The 20,453-nt window shown below is 74.5% G+C and carries 13 protein-coding genes; 2 read left to right on the forward strand and 11 right to left on the reverse strand.

What is annotated here, in order from left to right:
• Window positions 1-54: 54 nt before the first annotated feature.
• The 3 genes from IAG42_RS22375 to IAG42_RS22385 are packed head-to-tail and all read right to left on the reverse strand — an operon-like array spanning window position 55 to window position 5,415.
• Window positions 55-1,815 (reverse strand): acyl-CoA dehydrogenase family protein, encoded by a 1,761-nt coding sequence (locus IAG42_RS22375; protein WP_188338739.1) that lies wholly within the window; start codon window positions 1,813-1,815, stop codon window positions 55-57.
• The gene (locus IAG42_RS22380; RefSeq protein ID WP_188338740.1) at window positions 1,809-3,620 is read right to left on the reverse strand and encodes an acyl-CoA dehydrogenase family protein; all 1,812 of its coding nucleotides are present in this window, start codon (window positions 3,618-3,620) and stop codon (window positions 1,809-1,811) included. Before IAG42_RS22380 ends, IAG42_RS22375 begins: the two co-directional genes overlap by 7 nt.
• Before the next feature lies 1 nt (window position 3,621).
• Complete coding sequence (locus tag IAG42_RS22385) at window positions 3,622-5,415, reverse strand: fatty acyl-AMP ligase (protein WP_188338741.1); 1,794 nt, start codon at window positions 5,413-5,415, stop codon at window positions 3,622-3,624.
• A gap of 199 nt (window positions 5,416-5,614) precedes the next feature.
• Between IAG42_RS22385 and IAG42_RS22390 the strand changes: the two genes are divergently transcribed.
• Window positions 5,615-6,061 (forward strand): SRPBCC domain-containing protein, encoded by a 447-nt coding sequence (locus IAG42_RS22390; RefSeq protein WP_188338742.1) that lies wholly within the window; start codon window positions 5,615-5,617, stop codon window positions 6,059-6,061.
• 73 nt (window positions 6,062-6,134) lie between these two features.
• On the opposite strand, the gene IAG42_RS22395 is transcribed toward IAG42_RS22390, so the two are convergent.
• From IAG42_RS22395 to IAG42_RS22415, 5 genes are all read right to left on the reverse strand, one after another.
• Window positions 6,135-7,226, reverse strand: a complete 1,092-nt coding sequence (locus IAG42_RS22395) for an alkene reductase (protein ID WP_188338743.1) — start codon at window positions 7,224-7,226, stop codon at window positions 6,135-6,137.
• On the reverse strand, window positions 7,223-9,163 hold the full coding sequence (locus tag IAG42_RS22400; RefSeq protein WP_223206119.1) for an HAD-IIIC family phosphatase: 1,941 nt from the start codon (window positions 9,161-9,163) through the stop codon (window positions 7,223-7,225). The genes IAG42_RS22395 and IAG42_RS22400 overlap by 4 nt, the downstream gene beginning before the upstream one ends.
• Window positions 9,164-9,216: 53 nt before the next feature.
• Window positions 9,217-9,597, reverse strand: a complete 381-nt coding sequence (locus IAG42_RS22405) for a YrdB family protein (protein ID WP_188338744.1) — start codon at window positions 9,595-9,597, stop codon at window positions 9,217-9,219.
• A 66-nt stretch (window positions 9,598-9,663) separates the two neighbouring features.
• Window positions 9,664-10,890: a cytochrome P450 gene (locus IAG42_RS22410; RefSeq protein ID WP_188338745.1), complete on the reverse strand. Its 1,227-nt coding sequence runs from the start codon at window positions 10,888-10,890 to the stop codon at window positions 9,664-9,666.
• Entirely contained in the window at window positions 10,887-12,182 is a 1,296-nt protein-coding gene (locus tag IAG42_RS22415; protein ID WP_188338746.1) for an FAD-dependent oxidoreductase, read from the reverse strand. Before IAG42_RS22415 ends, IAG42_RS22410 begins: the two co-directional genes overlap by 4 nt.
• 223 nt (window positions 12,183-12,405) lie before the next feature.
• On the opposite strand from IAG42_RS22415, the gene IAG42_RS22420 reads away from it, so the two are divergent.
• Window positions 12,406-13,929, forward strand: coding sequence for an MFS transporter (locus tag IAG42_RS22420; protein ID WP_188338747.1), 1,524 nt, complete (start codon window positions 12,406-12,408; stop codon window positions 13,927-13,929).
• 898 nt (window positions 13,930-14,827) lie between these two features.
• Here IAG42_RS22420 and IAG42_RS22425 read toward each other — a convergent pair.
• The 3 genes from IAG42_RS22425 to IAG42_RS22435 all read right to left on the reverse strand — a co-directional run bounded on the left by IAG42_RS22425 (window position 14,828) and on the right by IAG42_RS22435 (window position 20,453).
• A complete protein-coding gene (locus IAG42_RS22425; RefSeq protein WP_188338748.1) occupies window positions 14,828-16,411 on the reverse strand; it encodes a transketolase C-terminal domain-containing protein in 1,584 nt (527 codons plus the stop codon).
• Between the two features lie 156 nt (window positions 16,412-16,567).
• A complete protein-coding gene (locus IAG42_RS22430) occupies window positions 16,568-17,344 on the reverse strand; it encodes a thioesterase II family protein (RefSeq protein WP_223206120.1) in 777 nt (258 codons plus the stop codon).
• Between the two features lie 439 nt (window positions 17,345-17,783).
• Window positions 17,784-20,453: an AfsR/SARP family transcriptional regulator gene (locus IAG42_RS22435; RefSeq protein WP_188338749.1), complete on the reverse strand. Its 2,670-nt coding sequence runs from the start codon at window positions 20,451-20,453 to the stop codon at window positions 17,784-17,786.

Raw genomic sequence — 20,453 nt, forward strand, 5'->3', positions numbered from 1 at the left:
AGACGAGTCGGGCGGGTCGGGGCAGGTCGGTGGTGCGGGCGGAGGCGGGCGCGGTCAGCCGGCCAGCGGGGTGTCGTACAGGTCGAAGCTGCGGCGCTGCTCGAAGCGGCGCGTCACCTCGTCGTGGATCCGGGCCTCGACCGCCGGCGGCAGGTCCGCCGGCTGCTGCCCGAGCCGCACGGCGAGCCGGTGCAGCACCGCGGCCAGCCAGGCCGGATCGGCGAGGAACGCGTCGTCGCCGCCCCGCGCCTGCTGCCACACGCCGATCGCCGAGGCCGCGGCGAGCAGCACCGCGTACCGGTCGGCCAGGGCGAACGTGGCGGGCGAGGCCAGCGCCGTGCGGTCCTGCGGGGCCAGCGCCAGCGAGGACTCCTGGAGCTGGCGCAGCTCGTCCATCATCTTCAGCGCGATCGCGTGCACCGCCCGCTCCTCGGGGGAGCCGGAGGGCAGCTCGTCGACCGAGGCGACCAGCGAGGCGGACAGGCTGTCGCGGCCGCTGGCCAGGGTGAGCCGCTCGAACGGGATCGGCGGCAGGTCCTCGCGCGGCCGGAAGAGCGCGCCGGGCGCCGGGTCCCCGGAGAACCAGGAGCGCCGGGCGAGCCGGGCCAGCTGCGGGATGATCGTCGCCTGGCAGGCCGCGGAGCCGGCGTGCCCGAGGCTGAGCACCGGCAGGTCCCTGATGTGCTTCTGGAAGATGCCGAACTCGCCCTCGCGGACGTAGAACCGGGCGCCGAGCACGATCGACAGATCGTGCATCGTCTCCGTGAGCATCTTCGGCACCAGGTACTTGGTGGCGGCCGCGTAGACGCTCGTCTCCTCCGGCAGCAGATGCACCGCCCGCGTCGCCGCCAGCGACAGGCTGTCGCAGATCAGCAGGTCGAGGAAGGCACCGGACAGGGTCGCCCGGGCGTGCGGGATGTCCATCACGGACTTGCGGTACAGCTCCCGGCCGCGCGCGAACCGCACCACCGTGCGCAGCGCCGTGTCGGCCGCGCCGAGCGCCATCCCGGGCACCGCGCTGCGGGTGATCTGGAAGGCGCGCAGGGCCAGTTCGACGCCCTGGCCGACCTCGCCGACCAGAGCCTCGCCGCCCAGCGGGGTGTCCTCGAAGTGCAGGCCCGACAGATGGCAGCCGCGCACACCGGTCGCGCTGTAGCGGGGCAGCACCCGGAAGGTGTCCGCGTCGAGGCCGGCCCGCTCGGCCAGCACCACCGAGTGGCTGCGGCTGCCCGGCGCGGGGCTCGTACGGCTGAACAGGACCCAGGCGGCGGCCCGGTCCGCGTTGTTGATGACCTGCTTCTCGCCGGCCAGCAGGAAGCCGCCGTCCGGCGCGGGCCGCGCCTCGAACTCGTTGCGCACGAAGTCGTTGCCGTGCGCCAGCTCGTGGTACGCGACGGACACCTTGCCGCCGTCCAGCAGGATCCGGGCGAGCCGCTCGCGCTGCTCGGCGGAGCCCGACGTCCACACGTTGACGCCCGCCATGAACGAGGTGACGCCGTAGCCGAGGCCGAGCGCCACGTCCCGGCGGAACACCTGGCGCATGACGCGCACCAGCGAGTCGATCCGGTCGAGCCGGCCACCGTGCTCGCGCGGCACGAACTCGGCGTTCAGAACGGCCTCGTCGAGGATCCGCTCACCGGCCGCGGGCATCTCGCCGGCCTCGTCGGCCGCCAGGAGCGCCGCGTACGACACCTCGTTCGCGGCGTCGTTCGGATCGCCCAGGCGGCTCTCCAGCTCGGCCACCCGCGCGGCGACCTCGGCCTCCTGGTCGGTGAAGGGCGCACGGGGCGCCTGGGGCGGGGAACCGGTCAGCATGACGTCCTCTCGTTCTCACCGGCCGCCGCGGCGGCCTTCTCGGGGGCGGGCGCGGCCGGGACGCGCTGGTCGAGCAGCGCGTACAGCCGTCCCTCGGCCCGGGCCGCCCGCACCTGGGCGAGCAGCTCCTCGTACGTGTGGTGCGCCGCGCCCTGCGGAGCGCGCGGGTCGAGCCGGGCCAGGAGGCGCTCCAGGGCGCCGCGCAGCCACAGCCCGTCCCGCCACAGCGCGCCGACCGCCGGATCGTCCGCGAGCCGGTCCGCGCTGCCCGTCCACAGGCCGACACAGGCGGCGCCCGCGTAGCACAGGGCGTAGCGGCGGGCCGTCTCGAAGGCGGCGGGCGGCACATCGGTCAGCACGTCCTGGTGCGCGGCCATCTCCTCGTGCACCGCGTCCGTCGCGGCGAGCAGCCGGCGGGCCGCGTCCAGGGCCGGGGCGAGCGCCGGGTTCTCCGCCGCCCGCTGCTCCAGGTCGGCGACCGCGCCGCCGAGGCCGAGCGTGACACCGCTGCCCCGGCGGGCGATCACCGACAGGTTCGCCGGGTCGAGCGGCGGCAGCGGCAGGCCCAGGTCGCAGGCGGCGGCCGCGCCGGCCGTGTCGCCGGTCGCGCGCCGGTAGCCGCGCGCCAGCGAACGGAACTGGTTCACCAGGGAGTTCAGGTTCACCAGCGTGTTGCCGTCGAACAGGCCCACGATCCGGTGGTCCCGCTCGAGCTTCTGGAACCGGCCCTGCGCGTGCACCTCCTTGAGGAAGGCGCGGGCGCCCAGCAGCCGGGTCAGTTCGGTCAGCACCTCCTCGGTGCCCGTGGGCAGCAGGTACTTGGTGACCGCCGCCGTCAGGCTCATCTCGGCGGTCTGTGTGTGCACCGCCCGCGAGGCGAACAGGGCCAGCGCCTCGTGCAGCAGCACGTCGGCGGCGGCCTCGCCCAGCGTGCGGCGCGCCTTGGGCAGGTCGATCAGCTTCCGCCCGTACAGCTCCCGCCGCTCGGCGAAGTCCAGGGCGATGCGCAGCCCGTGGTCCCCGGCGCCCAGCGACAGCGCCGCGCACATCGTGCGGGTCAGCTGGAGCGCCTTGATGACGGTCTCCACGCCGCCGCCCTCGGCGCCGACCAGCGCGCCCGCCGGCACCTTCGCGCCGTCGAAGGCGATGCCGGAGATGTCGGCGCCCCGGATGCCGTGCGTGTGCACCTTCGGCAGGTGCCGGTACGTTCCTTCGTCCAGTTCCCGCTTGTCGACGAGCAGCACGCTGAAGCCGCGCGGGCCGCCCGCCGGGTCGGTGCGGGTGAGCAGGGACAGCAGCGAACCGCGGGTCGCGTTGTTGATGAGCCACTTCTCGCCGCTCACCAGCCAGCCGCCGTCCGGCAGCTGCTCGCTCACCTCGCCCCTGACCTCGCCGGCCAGCAGGTCGCTGCCGTGCGCCCGCTCGGTCAGACCGAGCGAGACCGGGACCCCGGCGCGGATGTCCGCGCCGAGCCGCTGCGCCTGCTCGCCGTCACCGGCCACCCAGACGCACACGCCGCCCAGGTACGTCTTGCCGTGCCCGATCGCCGTCGTCAGATCGCGCCGGGCCACGACGCGGATCAGCTGCAGCAACTGCTCGTAGTCCGTGAGCGCTCCGCCGTGCTCGACCGGCACGTAGTAGTCGGAGAGGCCCCACTCCTGAAGGCGTCGGCAGATGTCCGCGGGGAACTCCTCCGCGTCGTCCAGCGCGACCGTGCGCGCGTACGAGAACGTCACCTGCGGGTCGTCGGGATCGCCGAGGAAGCGGTCGAGTTCCCCGGCCAGTCGGTACGGCGGATGCTCCATGTCAGGCCACCGTGTCCAGCGGGCGCTCGATGGCGTCGGCGACCAGTTCCCGCACGGCCGGCTCCAGGACCTCGTACAGCGGGGTGATCTGGCCCTTGAGGAACAGCTGCTTCATCAGCGTGCGCTGGATCTTGCCGCTGGTCGTCTTGCGGATGGTGCCGGGACGGACCAGGAGCACGTTGCCCGCCGGGATGTTGAACTCCCGGCCGATGAAGGCCTGGACTCCGGTGGCGAGGGTGCGCAGGTCGGTGGCGACCGAGCTGGCGCGCACCTCCTGCACGACGACCAGGTGCTCGCGGTCCGCGGTCTCCACCGCGAACACCGAGCCCGCGCCGATGCCGAGCGACTTGTCGGTGCCCTGCACGGCCCGCTCGATGTCCTGCGGGTACAGGTTGCGCCCCGCGAAGATGATCAGCTCCTTGAGGCGGCCGGTGACGTACAGCTGGCCGTCCTCCCACACGCCGAGGTCGCCGGTGCGCAGCCAGCCGCCCCCGTCCTGGCCGCCCTTGCCGTCGGCGATGGCCGCGTCGAAGATCTCCTTGTTGGTCAGCGGCCGCTGCCAGTAGCCGGACGCCACGGACGGGCCCTTGACCCAGATCTCGCCGACCGAACCCTCGGGCTGCTCCTCGAAGGTCTGCGCGTCGACGATCCGGACGTCGAAGTCCTCCGCCTTCACGACACCGCTGCTGACCAGGGTGCGGGTGGGCGCCTCCTCGCGCGGATCGGCCAGCCGGCCCGACTCCAGCGCCTCGGAGTCGACGGACAGCACCACGGGCCGGGTCTCGCTCGGGGTGCCCGACACCAGCAGGGTCGTCTCGGCCATGCCGTAGCAGGGGAAGAAGGTCTCGGGCCGGAACCCGGCCGGGGCGAACCGCTCGGTGAACGCGCGGATCGTCTCGACGCGGATCGGCTCCGCGCCGTTGCAGGCAGCCTGCCAGCTCGACAGGTCGAGCGTCGCCAGCTGCTCGTCGGTGACCCGGCGCAGGCACAGGTCGTACGCGAAGTTGGGGCCGCCGCCGATGGTGACCTTGTAGTCGCCGATCATCTGCAGCCAGCGGTGCGGCCGCTTCAGGAAGGACACCGGCGACATCAGGGCCGCGCTGCCGCCCAGGAACAGCGGCTGCAGGATGTGCCCGATCAGGCCCATGTCGTGGTAGAAGGGCAGCCAACCGCCGTAGCGGGTGTCCGAGTTGGAGCCCACCGAGTTCTTGATCGCCTGCTCGTTGGCGAGCAGGTTGGCGTGGCTGACCATCACGCCCTTGGGGTCGCTCGTGGAGCCCGAGGTGTACTGCAGGAACGCCAGGTCGTCACCGGTCAGCGAGGGCGCCGTCCAGGCGCCGGCGTCGCCGTAGCCGTCCGTGTCGGTGGCCAGGCACAGCACGTCGTTCATCTGCTCCGTGCGCAGCCACTCGGATATCTCCGGTGCGTTCGTGGAGTCGGTGAGCACGGCGCGGGCCTGCGCGTCGCGCAGGATGCCGGAGACGCGGGTGAAGTGGTTGCCCTGCTCGGTGGGCAGCGGCGCGGGCACCGCGACGGCGCCCGCGTACAGGCAGCCCACGAACGCCTTGATGAACTCCAGGCCCGACGGGTACAGGAGCAGCACCTGGCGCCCGGAAGCGCCGTTGGCCTGCAGCCAGGACCCGATCCGGCGGGCCTCCTGGTCCAGCGCGCTGTACGTCAGATGCTGCGGGCCCGACCCCTTGGCGTCGTCGGGCAGGAAGATGAAGGCGTCCTTGGAGCCGAGCGCGTCGGTGCGCGCCAGTACCAGTTCCGTGAATGTGGGGAAGGCTGTCAACGTCGTTCCCTGACCTCTCCAGGATCCGCTGGCGTTGCGCCGGCGAGGCTGCTTGGACAACGGCGATGCTGCGCCGGGCCCCTAAGGCGACGCTTGTGCGATCGCGGGACGTCCTGGGGCGCACGCCGCGAAGCGGATAGCGTGGGCAACGCCCGTATCTGCAGCGGCCCGTGGCGGGGCCGCGGAAGGAGATCAGCTGGTGCGCCGTATCTCTACCGAGGTCGTGATCGACGCGTCGCCCGGCGACGTCTGGTCCGTACTCACCGACTTCGAGCGCTTCCCCGAGTGGAACCCCTTCATCGTGAAGGCGGCCGGCCGGGTCGCCGTCGGCGAGCAGCTCGACCTCACCTTCCGGCAGGCGAGCGGGCGGCACATGGGCATAAAGCCCACCGTGGTGGCGGCCGAGCCCGGCCGGGTGTTGCGCTGGCGCGGCCGCCTGTGGCTGCCCGGCATCTTCGACGGCGAGCACATCTTCGAGCTGTCCGAGCGCCCCGAGGGCGGCACGCTCCTCGTCCAGTCCGAGACCTTCGCCGGCCTCCTCGTCCCGTTCACACAGAAGGTCGTACGGGAGACCGTGGGCCGCTTCATCGACCTGAACGAGGCCCTGCGCACCCGCGTCGAATCGGGGGCCGGGAAGACCGCGTAGGCGCCGCGAAAGCGACCTGGCGCCCGCCCCGGGGGAAGGGCGGGCGCCAGGAGTGTGCGGCGGGTGCGCGGGGTCAGGGGAGGGCGGGGTAGTCCGTGTAGCCGGCCGCGTGGCCGGGGTACAGGGTCGCCGGGTCCACCTCGTTGAGCGGGGCACCCTCCGCCAGGCGGCGCGGCAGGTCCGGGTTGGCGATGAAGTGCCGGCCGAACGAGACCAGGTCCGCGAGCTGCTCGTCGAGCACCTCACGGGCCGCCGCGAGCCCCACGGGCTCGGCGAACCGGCCCGTCGTCGGATGCACCATCGGCCCGTGCCGCGGGCTGACGATCATCGTGTACGGCCACAGCTTGCGCAGCAGCCGCGTGTACTCGCGGTCCCCGTTCTCCACGACGTGCACGTACGCGAGCCCGAGCCGGGCCAGCGCCGGCAGCAGCGCCTCGTACAGGGCCGGGGTGTCGCCCTCGTCCATGTCGTTGAAGATGTTGCCGGGGGAGAGGCGGATCCCGACGCGGTGCGCGCCCACCGCCTGCGCGCACGCGGTCGCCGTCTCGATCGCCATCCGGGCCCGCGCGGCCGGCGAGCCGCCGTACCGGTCGGTGCGCAGATTGGTGTTGACGCCCATGAACTGGTGCAGCAAGTAGCCGTTGGCACCCTGGAGTTCGACGCCGTCGGCGCCGGCCAGCACCGCCCGGCGGGCCGCCTCCGCGAACTCGCGCACCACCTCCTCGACGCCCGCGGTGGTCAGCGCCCGCGGCACCTCGAACGGCTTGCGCCCCTCGTACTCCAGGACGGCGTCCGGCGGCCGCACCGCCGACGGGGCGATCGGCAGCTCCCCGTCCAGCAGATCGGGATGACTGATCCGGCCCGCGTGCTGCAACTGCACGAAGATCCGCCCGCCGCCCAGGTGCACCGCCCGGGTCACCCGCCGCCAGCCCTCGACGTGGTCGGGGGTGCACATGCCGGGCATCCGGTAGCCGCGCCCCAGCGGGGCCGGGTACGAGGAGTCGGAGATCAGCAGCCCCGCCGAGGCGCGCTGCGCGTAGTACGTGGCCATCAGCGGGCTCGGCACGCCCTCGTCGTCGACCCGGCCCCGGTTCATCGGCGCCATCGCGAGACGGTTGGGCAGCGACAGTCCTGCCATGGTGGTGCTGTCGAACAGAGAAGTCATGACGGCTGCCCCTCAGCGAGCTCGGCGCCGAGCTCGACGTCCAGTGCCAGATGCCCGGGTATCGGTTCGATCCCGGTCAGGTCGTGCGCGAACTCCCGTTCCCCGTCCGCCGATTCGGCGGTCGTCGCGAAACCGAGCGAGGGGTAGAAGTCGCGCACCCGGTGGTTCTTCGCGGTCGGCCGGTAGCGGGCGTGTACGGCACTCGCCCCGGTGTCCCGGGCGTGCGCGAGCAGCGTCGACACGGTGGCCTGCTCGATGCCGCGGGCGAAGACCCGGCAGCTGAGCAGCAGGTTGTCCAGGTGCAGCACCGTGCCCTCGCGGTGTGCGAAGACCGCCCCTACCACGCCGTTGTCCCCGAACCGGTCGCGCGAGCGCACCGAGAGCACCAGATGTCCGGGGTCCTCGCGGCGGCCCTGCACCTCGGCCTGCTGGAGCCGCAGCGTCGTCAGGTTGAACTGGTTGGTGCGCTGGGTGATCTGCGCGACCCGGGCCACCTCGTGGTCCCGCACCCGGGAGATCTCGAGCCGGATGTCCAGCGCCCGCAGATACTCCTCCATCGACCCGGACGACTCCTGCAGGTCCTGCCGGTCCGCCTCCGAGCGGTACTGCTCGGCCCGCCGCCGGTCCTCCGCGGTCAGCGCCCGCACGTCGAACCAGCCGTCCGCGAGGAGCCGGTCCACGTGCAGCGCCGGCTCCTCGTCGAGCCGCACCACGGCGACCTCCGGAAGCGAGGACGCCACCAGACCGCACTCGAACGGCGAGTCGTCGGCGAACACGAAGCTGTCCACGCCCAGATTGAGCCGGGCCGCGATGTCCCGCAGATTGCCGTCCTTGGGGTCCCAGTTCGCGTTCACCCGGGTGAAGTCGCCCTCGCGCAGCACCATGTCGGGGTGGTCGCGCAGCACGGACAGCACCGGCTCCTGGTCGTTCTTGCTGCTCACCGCGAGCAGTACGCCCTGCGCGCCGATCTGCTTGACGGTCTTCTGGAACTTGCCGAACGCCTCGCCCCGGTAGGTCGTGGCCGCCGCGATCCCGTCGGGGCCGTCGTCACCGAGGATGCCGTCCCACAGGGTGTTGTCGAGGTCCACCACGAGCACCTTCTTGGCGCGCCCGCGCAGCGTGCGGCCCAGATGACCGACCTCGCGGGCGTACCGGCCGAGGAGGTCCTCGCCCAGGTGCACCTTCGCGTACGTGGCGAGCCGGGTGTCGCGCACCGGCCCCGAATCGGCGACCAGTACGTCCAGGTCCACCACGTGCAGGCGCGGGTGGCCGGCGGTCAGCCGCAGCAGGGCCGCGTTGAACTCCCGCCAGCGCGCCGAAAGTTCGGCCCTGCTCGCGTGGTCCACCAGCTGCCGGGTGTGCGCGGCGAGCAGCGGCAGCGTGTTGAGCACCAGCGTGCCCGGACCGTGCTCGCTATAGCGGGCGACCAGCGCCGACAGCTGCTCCAGCTTGGCGTCGAGGGCCGCCGCCGCGTCCGCCGCCGACCACGGCACCGGCAGCTCGTCGAAGACGATCTGGGCGTCCAGGACGCACAGCGCGAGATCGGTGCCCGGCGCGTACAGCTCGCTCGACGGGTCCTGGAGGTCGCGCAGCCAGGCGTCGTACTCCGGCTCGTTGATCCGCAGCGGGATCCCGTGCCGGGCGAACTGGGCGGTCAGCGCCGGGGTCAGCGCGTCGAGCATGCCGTGCCCGGTCACCGCGACCCGGATCGGGGCGGCCTGCGGGTGGTGCTCGGCGATCTCCTCGGGGGAGACGCGGGCGAGGAGCCGCCCGGCGCGCGCCAGCGCCGCGAAGTCCGGGTCCGGGACGGCCAGTTCCGCCAGGAGCGGGCCGACCGCCGGATACCGCTCGGCGATCCGGCCCTCCTGGTGCAGCGCCCGCAGTCGCTCCAGCGGCCCGAGGCGGGTCACCTCGTCGGTCGTCACTGCTTGGGTCACGTCTGTCTTCTCCTGTCAGCGCGGACCGGCGCCGCCCCGTGCCGCCGCGTCACTCAGTGACGCAGCAGCCAGGCGATCCGGTCGAAGGACGCGGCGTGGTAGGCGATCAGGACCGCGGTGAGGACCACGGCGGGGACGGTGGCGCCGGCCGCGTACAGCGCGGCCGCGCCCCCGAAGAACACGGCGAGTTCGAGGAGGAGCCGCAGTCCTCCCGCCGTCGCGACGACCGCGTCGCCGCTGCGCGACTCGTCGCCCGGGGTCGCGAACACGCCCCAGGCGACGGCCACCAGGAGCGGCACCGCGACCACCGCGACGTACCGCAGCGCGCCCGGGCTGACCTTCCAGGCCCAGTACCCGAAGCAGACCAGTGCCGTCACCTCCAGCACGAACCTGAGTCCGAGCATGGCCGGGTGGTAGCCGAGTCCCGTGGTCATCCGCATCCTGCTCTCTCTTGTGGGTGCGCCGTCAGACGCACATGTGGGGGGTGACGGCGGTGCCGCTCACCAGGCGACCGGAAGACTGGACACCCCGTGCACCAACCTTCCCTCCGGACGCGGCAGTTCACTCACGTCCACCGCCAGGCGCAGCGTCGGGAAGCGGCGCAGCAGCGTGCCGACCGCGATCTGCAGCTCGGCGCGGGCCAGGCCCGAACCCAGGCAGTAGTGGGTGCCCTGGCCGAAGGTCAGATGGGGGTTGACCTCACGGCCGATGTCCAGCGTGTCGGCGCCCGCGAACTGGCAGGCGTCCCTGTTCGCGGAGCCGAGCGAGGGCAGCACCGCGCTGCCCGCCGGCACCACCGTGCCGCTCAGCTCCACGTCCTCCAGGGCGATCCGCAGCAGCGCCTCGTCGCCCGGCGGGTACATCCGCAGCAGCTCCTCCGTGGCCCGCCCGATCCGCTCCGGGTCCTCGCGCACGGCGGCGAGCTCCTCGGGGTGCGTGAGCAGCGCGAGAACACTGTTGCCGATCTGGTTGACGGTCGTCTCGTGCCCGGCGACGAGCAGCGAGATCCCCAGGAAGATCAACTCCTGTTCGTCCAGGCGCCCCTCGTCCGTGTCATGGATCGACACCAGCGCCGACAACAGGTCGGTGCCCGGGTGCGCCCGCTTGCGGGCCACCTGCTCGGCCAGGTAGTCGCGCAGCGCCACCTGCGCGGCGAGCACCTCCTCGGCGGGCAGCGACGCCGTCGCGAGGAACGCCGCCGACCAGGCACCGAACTTCTCCCGGTCCTCGAACGGCACCCCGAGCAGCTCACAGATCATGGTCACCGGCAGCGGGAACGCCAGCGCCGGGATCAGGTCCGCGGGCGAACCGGACGCCTCCATCGCGTCCAGGAACGCGTCGGTGTGCGCCTGGATGCGCGGCCGCAGATCGTTGACCCGGCGCACCGTGAACTCCCGCGACACCAGCTTGCGGACCCGGGTGTGCTCCGGCGCGTCCATGTTCAGCAGGCTGCGGAAGTTCTGCGTCGCCTTGCCCATGCGCGGCGCGTCCGGGTTCGTGGTCGCGGCCCGGCTGAAACGGGCGTCCGACAGGACCGTGCGCACGTCCTCGTACGTCGTCACCAGGTACGCCGGATCGCCGCTCGGCATCCGGACCCGCTGCACGGGGGACTCGGCGCGCAGCCGGGCGTAGTGCGGGCAGGGCTCCAGCGCGGAGGCCCGCGCGAACGGATAGCCGAGCACCTCCCCGGACTCGGCCTGCGCCGGCTTCTCGAGCTGCTCGGTCATCGGTGCTGCCCTCCAGTGGGGGTGCCTGCGGGAGACGGGGAGACGGTGCGGTCGGCGAGCTCGAGCCGGGTGCGGCCGTCGCGCACCGCCTGCTGGAGCTGGTAGTAGACGCCGGACAGGATGCGGCGCTTGAGGAGATCGCTGGAGGACACCGCCCGGTAGGCGGTGCGGCGCAGCGCGGCGGCGACCGGCGAGGACAGCGCGAACGCCTTCTCCTGGCGCAGCTGCAGCCCGCGCGCCGTGGCGACGGACTCCTCGCGGGCGCTCTGGAACGCGGCGCACGCCCGGTCGAGCCGGGTGTCCGTCGGACCGCCCGCGGCGAGCGCCCGGGTCACCAGCGGCGCCAGCGTCACCGCGTCGATGATCGCGTGGTTGACGCCCTGGCCGAGGACCGGCGTCAGGGTGTGCGCGGCGTCCCCGATCAGGGCGACGCCCGGCCGCCACCACTGCGGGACGACCGTCGTGAAGATGTCCAGCATCGACGTGTCCGACCAGCTGGTGACGTGCTCGCGCACGCCCGGACCCGCCTGCGGCGCCAGCTCGTCGATCCGCGCGTGCAGCGCCCCGATGCCCTGGGCGCGCAGCTCGCGCAGACCGCCCTTGGGAATGTTGAACCCGATGCGCACCAGGTCCGGCACCGTCGGGATGAACAGGCCGTGCCGGTCGCCGAGGATCCGCACCCGGTAGGTGTGCAGATCCCACTCCTTCGGCATCGGCGCCTTGAACCAGACGAAGTCCCGCTCCAGCGGGATCTTCGTGTAGTTGATCCCGGCCATCTCCCGGATCTTGCTGAACCGGCCGTCGGCCGCCACCGTCAGGGAGGCCCTGATCTCGACCGGCCCGTCCGGCAGTTGGGCCACCACACCGGTCACCCGGTTGCCCTCGGTCAGCAGCCGGGCGGCCTTCGTGCGGCGCAGCATCCGGAACGAGGGCAGCGCGGAGCCGGCCTCGGCGAGCGCGTCGAGCAGCGGCGGCTGCGGCAGCTCCATCGGGTACGGGCACGGCTGGTCGAACACCGAGAAGTCCGCGGACAGCACCGTGTGCCCCGCGTCCGTGATCTCCATCCGGCGCGTCACCAGCGTCTGGTCCTCGACCTTGTCGAGCACCCCGAGCTGCTTCAGCAGCCACACCGAGTCGGGTGAGATGGACTCGCCGCGGAACGACCGGTCGAAGTGGGCGCTCTGCTCGACCACCACGACCTCGACACCGCGCCGGGCCAGTTCCAGGGCGAGCGTCAGACCGGCCGGACCGCCCCCGACGACGCACACCTGCGCGGACAATCCCGCAGCCATGGCTTCCCCTTCCTTCCGCTGAACCGACGGCGTCACCGTGGCGGGCCGGCCTAAAGGGCGCCTTGCACCGCGCCCCGCGCCGCTGCCCGCACCCCGTCCGGAGCCCCGGCTTCAGCGCGGCACAAGGGGTCGGGTGCAGCCTGCTGCGACGTACGGGCACACAGCCCATCCCCAGTACCCACAGTCGCCGCCGGCTCTCCGGCCCGGCCTGCGAGGAGACCCCATGAACACCGACTCGGCCGCAACCGCTCCGCCGGACCCCCGGCGCTGGTGGGTGCTCGGAGTCATCTCACTTGCCCAGTTCGTCATCGCCATCGACTCGTCCGTGGTCAACGTGATGGGCCCGCGGCTCAAGGAAGCCATCGGCCTGTCCACGACCGGGCTGCAGTGGGTCATGAACATCTACGTCCTCCTCTTCGGCGGACTGCTGCTGCTCGGCGGACGCCTGGCCGACGTCGTCGGACGCCGCGTCGTCTTCATGGCCGGCCTGACCCTCTTCACGCTGGCCTCGCTCGGCGCGGGCCTCGCCGACTCCGAGAGCGCGCTGCTCACCGCCCGCGCCCTCCAGGGCATCGGCGCCGCCGCCCTCTCGCCCGCCTCCCTGTCGATCCTCGTGACGGTCTTCCCCGACCCGAAGGAACGCGCCAAGGCGTTCGGTGTGTGGGGCGCGGTCATCGGCATCGGCGCGAGCATCGGCACGATCCTCGGCGGCGCGATCGTCAACGCCGACTGGCGGTGGGCGTTCTGGATCAACGTGCCCGTCGGCCTGCTCATCGGCGCCGGCGCGCTCGCCCTCATCAAGCTGCCCCGCCCCGGCGGCAACCGCCCGCCCAAGGACCTGGCCGGCGCCGTCACCGCGACCGGCGGCCTTCTGCTCCTCGTCTACGGCATCGTGACCAGCAGCGACCACGGCTGGGGAGACTGGCGCACCTACGGGTCCCTCGTCGTCGCCGTCGCCCTGCTCGTCGCCTTCGTGCTCGTCGAGCAGCGCAGCGCGGCGCCGCTCGTGCCGCTCCGGCTGTTCCGCTCGCGGTCCGTGGTGGCGGGCAGCCTCGGCGAGTTCCTCACCGCCGCCATGATGATGCCGATCTTCTTCCTGCTGCCGCTGTGGATGCAGGGCGTCCTCGACTACAGCCCGCTGCAGACCGGCCTCGCCTACCTGCCCGTCAGCATCGCCCTCATGACCCTCGCGCCGGTCGCCTCCCAGATGATCGGCAAGACCGGACCGCGCTCCATGTACCTGCTCGGCACGGTGGCGCTCGCCGGCTGTGTCTTCATGCTGACCCGCATGCCCGTGCACAGCGGCTACTGGAGCTTCCTGCTGCCGGTCACCGCGCTGTTCGGCGTCGGACTCGTCTGCTGCCTCATCCCGACGCCGGTCGTCGGGACGTCCGAGGCCACCGACGAGGACGCGGGCACCACGTCCGCCCTCCTCAACGCCTCCACGCAGATCGGTGCCGCGTTCGGCATCGCGATCGCCGTCACCGTGCTCAACAACCGGGTCGCCTCCCAGGCGGCGGAAGGCGCGAGCCCCAACGTCGCCCTCGTCCACGGCCTCCAGTCCGCGTTCCTGGTCCTCTTCGTCTTCCTGGCCCTCTCCGTCCTGAACGGCCTCTTCGGCTTCCGCCGCGGAGTGATCGCCCCACCCGCCGAGTCCACCGAGTCCCCCGCGACCCCCGACGCCCCCGCGGCCCCGGAAGCCCCCGCGGCGCCGTCCGCGACCGCGACCCCCGAACGAGTCGGCTGACCCCCACCTACCCCAAAGGAAGGCCCGGCGCCCCAAGGCACCGGGCCTCCCGCCTGCCCACCCGCCCGCCACCACGCATCCGCCCCACACGCCCGCGGCCGAGACCGCCCACCGCCCGTGCCCTCCCCCCGGAGCCGCGACCACGTGCCCAGCACCGAGCCACGACCCCCCTGGCCGGGCGCGGGGCAGTGGTCATGTGCCCGGGCTGAGGCGTGGCCGGTACCTGCGCCCTTCCGTCTGGGCCGGCCCCTGGCTGGGTGCGGGGCGGTGGTCATGTGCCCGGGGGCTGAGGCGTGGCCGGTACCTGCGCCCTCTCCTTGGCCCGGCCCCTCTCCCACCCACCCGCCCCCTCCGGGGGCGTCGGCCCGGCGCCGGGTGCTCCCCGCCGGGGGCCCGGGGCGCGCCCCTTCAGGGGCGCGAGGCTGTACCGATGTGCGGCTGCGCCGCGTGGGCGCGATCAGTCATGGCGGTGGGGCATTCGGCGATGCTTGTCAGCCCCTACGGCGGCGGCGCTCCAGCGCAGACTCGTCGTCATCGCGCAATGGCCGAGCCCTGGGCGACGTATGGCCCCAGGCTGGAGCTGGAGTGCTGTCCCAAGGGTCTGCCCGAGGGCCGGGTGCCGGGCCGACGCCCCCGGAGGGGGCGGGAGGGTGGGAGCAGGGCCGGGGCCAGGCCGGCCGGGGGTGTCGGCCTGGCGCCGGGTGCGCGCCTTCAGGGGCGCGAGGCTGTACCGATGTGCGGCTGCGCCGCGTGGGCGCGAACGGCCACGGCGGCGAGGCACCGGGCAGGCCCGGCGCCAGGCCGGCCGAGTGGAGAGTGCCCCGCGAGGGCGCGCGCACCCCACTCGGCGGACGGCCAGGCGAGGCCCCCGCTCAAACCCGCCCGCCCCCCGGAGGGCCTACGCTCTGAGGCCGCCCGACAACGAAGCCACCCGCCCGGCCAACCGCAGGGCGAACGCCCGGGCCCCGCCCGCCACATCCCCCTCCGAAACCGCCGGCACAGGCCCACCGCCAAGGCCACCCCCCGCCAGCGCAGCCCTCAACGCGTCCCCGCCCCCCACCACCACGACCACCCCGTGCCGGCCGGCCAGCCCGACCAGCGACTCCGGCACGGGGGACACCCAGCGCGGGTCCACCACGGTCACCGAGAGCCCGAGCTCCCGCCCGGCCGCCGCCACCCCGAGCCCCCACCCCGCACCCGCCCCCACCGCCACGATCAGCACGTCCCGCCCGGTCCCGGCGCAGAGCACATCGACCCCGCCCTCCCGGGCGACCGCCGCCACCTCATCCGGCACGCCCCCGTCCGGCACCCGTACGACCGTCACCGCGTCCCCCACCCCGGCCGCCTCCCCGAGCAGCTCCCGCAGCCGCGCGGCGTCCCGCGGCTCGGCCCACCGCACCCCCGGTACGACCTCGGCATCCCCGCCGACCACGAAGGTCACCCCGGGCGGCGCCGCCACCCGGTCCACGAACCCGTCCCCGACCGGCACCACCGGATGCAACTGCCCACCCGCCAGCCCGGCCGCACAGCCCGCCACATGAGACTCGGACCCGCTGAGCGTCACCGTCCGCTCGGGGAACGTACGGCTGAACAGGCCGATGCCAGGCGCCCGTTCGTCGCCGGAGCACACCGCGATCAGCTCCGGCCGCTCCGCCCCCACAGCCGCCAGCTCCGCGTCGAACACGGCAGCCCAGGACGCCCCGGCCGTCGAAGGCGCGGGCGAGGGCACCGGCAGCGCGAGCGCCCCCGGCACACCGCGTCCGCCCGCCTCCACCGGGCACCGCACGACGACGGTGCGCCCGGCGTCCCGGGCCCGCCGCAGCGCCGCCTCGACCTCCCGCACCCGCCGCCCGTCCACGACCACGCCCGGCACCGCGGTCGGCTCCCCGGCGAACCCGAGCAGCCCCCGCGCCTCCCGCACCATCCCGAACAGCGCGGAACCGAACCCCCCGGAGCCGGTTCGCCCCGCACCGTCGTGCCCCAGGTCGAACAGGCCGCCGGGCGCCACCGGCCCGGGCGACAGCGCGAGCACGACCACGCCGGGCCCGGGCGCGTGCTCCAGTTCGGCCAGCGCCGCCCGGCCCGCGTCGGACCGCAGCACCCCGGCCCGCACCACGGCGACGACCCGCCGGTCGGTGTCGCCGGCGAGATGGCACGCGCGGGCGAGCCCGGCCGCGTACGACAGCGCCCGCACCCCCAGCAGGGCGTGCGGGCGACGTGCGGCTCCGGCCGGATCCCGGTCCCCGGCGAGCAGTTCCCACGCCGCCGAGAGCTCACCGCCGTCCTCGACGAACAGATCGTGCCCGGGCCGGAAGACCCGGCACAGCGCGAGCGCGGGCACCGCCGCCGCCCCGGCCGTCCCGCCCGGCCGCGCGGCCAGCGCCGCCCGCAGCCGGCCGGCGAGCGGGTCGAGGCGCCGTGGTTCCAGGACGCGTACGTCGTGCGGTCGCGGCCAGCCGCGCGACGGTGATGTGGGCGTCAACTCGTACCTCCTGAGCGGGCGGGGCCGCACCGAGCGTGGCACCGGCGCCGGACGCCGGGACAGGGACCGGCGCACCCGCCGGGGGTGAACATGCGGGCGGCCGGGCCATGACCAGGTCATGACCCGGCCGCCGTGGACCGGGAAGCGGGCCGGAGCTCACGCGGCGACGGGCACCCGCGCGTACCGCCGTGCCAGGGTGGCCAGTTCGCGCAGGAACGCCTCCTCGTGGGCCCGGACGAAGAAGTGCCCGCCCGGCATCGTGCGGACCTCGCAGCCGCGCCCCGCGTGCCGCCGCCACGACACCACCTCCGGCACCGACACCAGCCGGTCGCGCCGCCCCGCGAACAGGTGCAGCGGCACCCGCAGCGGCTCGGACGCCATCGACGCGGCCTCGCCCGTGCACAGCAGCAGGTCGTCGCGCGCGACGGGGAGTAGCGCGGACAGGAAGTCCGGGTGGTTCAGCAGGACTTGGGGGATGCCGCCGAGCGCGGCGAGCGAGTCGATCAACTCCTCGTCACTGGCCTCCGGCCGGGCGATCTGCGGCGCGGGCAGGTGCGGCGCACGGTACGCGCTGAGCACGACGGCCTCCGGGAGCGGTGCCCCGCGCTGCTGCCGCCGGCAGGCCAGCGAGTAGGCGATCAGGGCGCCCATGCTGTGCCCGTAGAAGATGTGCGGCCGCTCCAGCTCGTCGTCGAGCTCGGCGTCCAGGTCGTCGATCAGGGCCCGCAGATCCGTGAACCGCGGCTCGTCGATGCGCCCTTCGCGGCCGGGCAGCTGGATGGGCAGCACCCGCACCCCGGCGCCGTGCGCGTCCAGGGTGCGCTGCCAGCGGCCGTACGCGGATGCGCCGCCGCCCGCGTACGGGAAGCAGAACAGCCGTACGTCCGCGCTCGCACTTTCGTCGATGCTGCTCCGGGACAGGTATCGCGTCATCTTGCTCCGCCTCGGGTTCCGTCCAGCGTGGGTGCGTCGGCGGGATCCGTCCCTGGACCGGTGCGGCGGCCGAACGGACAGGCGGTGCCCGGCCCGCGTGCCGGTGCGCACGGGCGGGGCGGCCTCCTGACCGGGAGGGCGCCGGCAGGGCCTCGGCACGGATCCCGGCCGACGGGACGAGCATGCTGTTGACGCCTAAAGTGTGGCCAAATCCGGCCCCCGGCAGGGCGGTCGGCGCCGGCCCGGCGGCGAAGGCGTTCCTTTAGCGGCCCGTACGAAGCTGGGCGCAGCGCCGCCGGACGTCGGCGCCCCCGTGAGCGAGCCCGCCCCCGGACCCGACCATCCCCCCGGGGAGCCGGGGCGGGCCCGCCCCGGGCCAGAGCCGGCCCGCGCTTGGGCCAGGGCGGGCCGGCCCCGGGCCAGAGCCGGCCCGCTCGGATCAGGCCGGCGCCGTCTCCGGGGCCGACAGCAGCCACATGCCGGGCCGGACCTCCAGGGGCCGTCCCGCCGGTGCGGCGCCGGCGGCGACCGCGCGGGTCGTGCGCAGCGCGTACTCCTGCCAGCGACGGTCGCCCGTGCGCCGCGCCCAGCGCTCGCATTCGGCGAGCCGGGCCAGCGCCTCCTCGGAGCGCCCCTCGCGTAACGCCACCAGGGCCAGGCCGCGCAGCGCGTGCGCCGCGCCGCGGGCGTCCCCCGTCGTACGGGCCCCGGACAGCGCCCGTACGTAGCCGCGTTCGGCGCGCGGCACACGGCCCTGGCCGAGCAGCACGTCCGCCTCGCCGGACAGACAGCGCGCCGCCGAGACACGGTCGCCCGCCTGCGTGAACAGGTGCCAGGCGAGCCGGTAGCGGTCGAGGGCCGCCGTCGGCAGCTGCCGCTGCCAGTCCAGGTCGGCGAGCGACTGCAGCAGCACCGCCTCCGCCCGCGCGTCGCCCGCCTGCCGGGCCGCGTCCAGGCCGAGCCCGTGGCTCAGCTCCCAGTCGTCCCACACCGCGCCGGCCTCGTAGTAGCCGGCGCTCGCCGCCGCCAGGCCGGAGCACAGCTCCCACAGCCCGTCCGTGTGCGCCCGCCGCACCGCTTCGAGCAGCCCGGCCGACTCCTCCTGGAACCAGGACAGCGCCGCCTCCCCGACCAGCTCGTGCGGATCGATGCCCGCGGGCGGCTCGACGGGCGCCGCGAGCCGGTCCCGGCCCGGGGCGAGCCGGTGGTCGGCGTACCGGGCGAGCGCGAGGAACGCCCGGCACAGCCGGTCCGTCGCGCCCGGAGAACCTGCGCCGAGCAGTTCGAGGGAGAGCGAGCGCAGCAGCGGATGGAACCCGTAGCGCACCGGGGTCAGCCGGCCCGGTGCCGGGCGCGCCTCCAGGAGCCGGCCGCGCACGAGTTCCTCCAGGTACCGCTCCGCCTCCGGCGGCGGGCAGGCCAGCAGCGCGGCCGCGCTCCACAGCGGGAAGTCCGGCAGCGGCGCGAGCCCGAGCAGCCGGAACGCCAGCCGCTCCTGCACGCCCGCCTGCCGGTACGCGGCCAGCAGACTGCCGCGCACGTCGAGGTCGCCGACGGCGAGCGCGGCGAGCCGGGTCCGCTCGTCGGCGAGCCGCGCCACCAGGTCGGCGGCCTTCCAGTGGGGCCGGGCCGCGAGTCCCGCGGCGGCCACCCGCAGCGCCAGCGGCAGGTTCCCGCACAGCCGGGCGATCTCCGCGGCGTCCCGCGGCGCGGCCCGCACGGCCTCGCCGCCGCACCGGGTCAGCAGCTCCAGCGCCTCCGCCGGTTCGAACACGTCCAGGACCAGGTGCCGCGCCTCCTCCAGGGCGCCCAGCGCCTGCCGGCCGGTGAGCATCACCGTGAGGTCAGGGGCCGCCGTGAGGAGCGGCCGCACCTGCGCCTCGGAGACCACGTCGTCCAGGACGACCAGGATCCGGCGGCCCCGCGTCCGCGCGTACAGCACCTCGTCGAGCCCGGCGCCGTCCGCGCCGTCGATCGTGCCGCCCGGTGCGCCCGCGGCGGCGCGGGCCGGGCCGGGCGCGCCGGCGGGCGGCGCGCCCAGCCGGCGCACCAGCGTGGAGAGCACCGCCGGGGGATCGAGCGGCCGCCCGCCCGAGTCCCGCAGTGCCATCAGCAGCCGCCCGTCGGGGAATTGCCCCGCCGCCTCGTGCGCGAGGCGCCCGACGAGCGCCGTCTTGCCGACCCCGGCCCGGCCCGACACGGCGAGCACCCGCCCGGTCTCGGGCCCGGCGGCGGCCAGGAAGCGGTGGCCCAGAGCGAGTTGGGCGGCCCGCCCGGTGAAGTCGGCGACCGGCGCGGGCAGCCGGACCACCGGCGCGGCGGCCGGCGGCCGGAGCGCGCGGGCCGGGCCGGAGTCGCCCTGCCAGGCCAGCTGAGGGTCACCGGCGAGGATCCGTTCCTGCAGCCGGCTCATCACCGGGCCCGGCTCCACGCCGAGTTCGGCCACGAGCGCGCGGCGCGCCCGGCGGTGGACCTCCAGCGCGTCCGACTGCCGCCCCGAGCGGTACAGCGCCACCATCAGATGGCAGTGCACGGTCTCGCGCAGCGGGTGGTCGTGCACCAGGGACCGCAGTTCGCCGATGAGCTCCTGGTGCCGGCCGAGCCGCAGATCGGCGGCGATCCGCTGCTCCAGCACCTCGGCGCGCAGTTCGTCCAGCCGGATCGCCGAGCTCTCCAGGGTGGTGCCGTGCGGGATGCCGGACAGGGCGGGGCCCGTCCACAGGTCGAGGGCGTCCTTGAACAGGCGGGACGCCTCCGCGTGGTCCTCGCGGGCGTGCGCGGCCCGGCCCTGTTCCCGCAGCGCCTCGAACGCGAGCAGGTCCAGATCGTCGGTGCCGACCTGCAGCAGATAGCCCGGCGGCCGGGTCAGCAGCGGCTGACGGCCGTCGGGGGCGCCCTCCAGGAGCGCCTTGCGCAGCTGGGACACGTAGACCTGGAGCGTGGTCGTGGCGGTGCGCGGCGGCTCGGTGCCCCACAGTTCGTCGATCAGCGTGTGCGTCGACACGACGCTGTTCGCCTGGATCAGCAGGGTCGCGAGCACGGCCCTCGGCTTCGCCGCGGACGGCGTCGCCGGGGTCATCCGGATGGGTCCGAGGACACGGAAGCGCAT

The organism is Streptomyces xanthii (assembly GCF_014621695.1).
Lineage (GTDB): Bacteria > Actinomycetota > Actinomycetes > Streptomycetales > Streptomycetaceae > Streptomyces > Streptomyces xanthii.

Bases quoted from the DNA above. Each gene is read 5' to 3' on its own strand.
- IAG42_RS22375 (WP_188338739.1), bottom strand. From the start codon at position 1,815: ATGCTGACCGGTTCCCCGCCCCAGGCGCCCCGTGCGCCCTTCACCGAC.
- IAG42_RS22430 (WP_223206120.1), bottom strand. From the start codon at position 17,344: ATGACGCGATACCTGTCCCGGAGCAGCATCGACGAAAGTGCGAGCGCG.
- IAG42_RS22410 (WP_188338745.1), bottom strand. From the start codon at position 10,890: ATGACCGAGCAGCTCGAGAAGCCGGCGCAGGCCGAGTCCGGGGAGGTG.
- IAG42_RS22405 (WP_188338744.1), bottom strand. From the start codon at position 9,597: ATGACCACGGGACTCGGCTACCACCCGGCCATGCTCGGACTCAGGTTC.
- IAG42_RS22435 (WP_188338749.1), bottom strand. From the start codon at position 20,453: ATGCGCTTCCGTGTCCTCGGACCCATCCGGATGACCCCGGCGACGCCG.
- IAG42_RS22395 (WP_188338743.1), bottom strand. From the start codon at position 7,226: ATGACTTCTCTGTTCGACAGCACCACCATGGCAGGACTGTCGCTGCCC.
- IAG42_RS22415 (WP_188338746.1), bottom strand. From the start codon at position 12,182: ATGGCTGCGGGATTGTCCGCGCAGGTGTGCGTCGTCGGGGGCGGTCCG.
- IAG42_RS22420 (WP_188338747.1), top strand. From the start codon at position 12,406: ATGAACACCGACTCGGCCGCAACCGCTCCGCCGGACCCCCGGCGCTGG.
- IAG42_RS22380 (WP_188338740.1), bottom strand. From the start codon at position 3,620: ATGGAGCATCCGCCGTACCGACTGGCCGGGGAACTCGACCGCTTCCTC.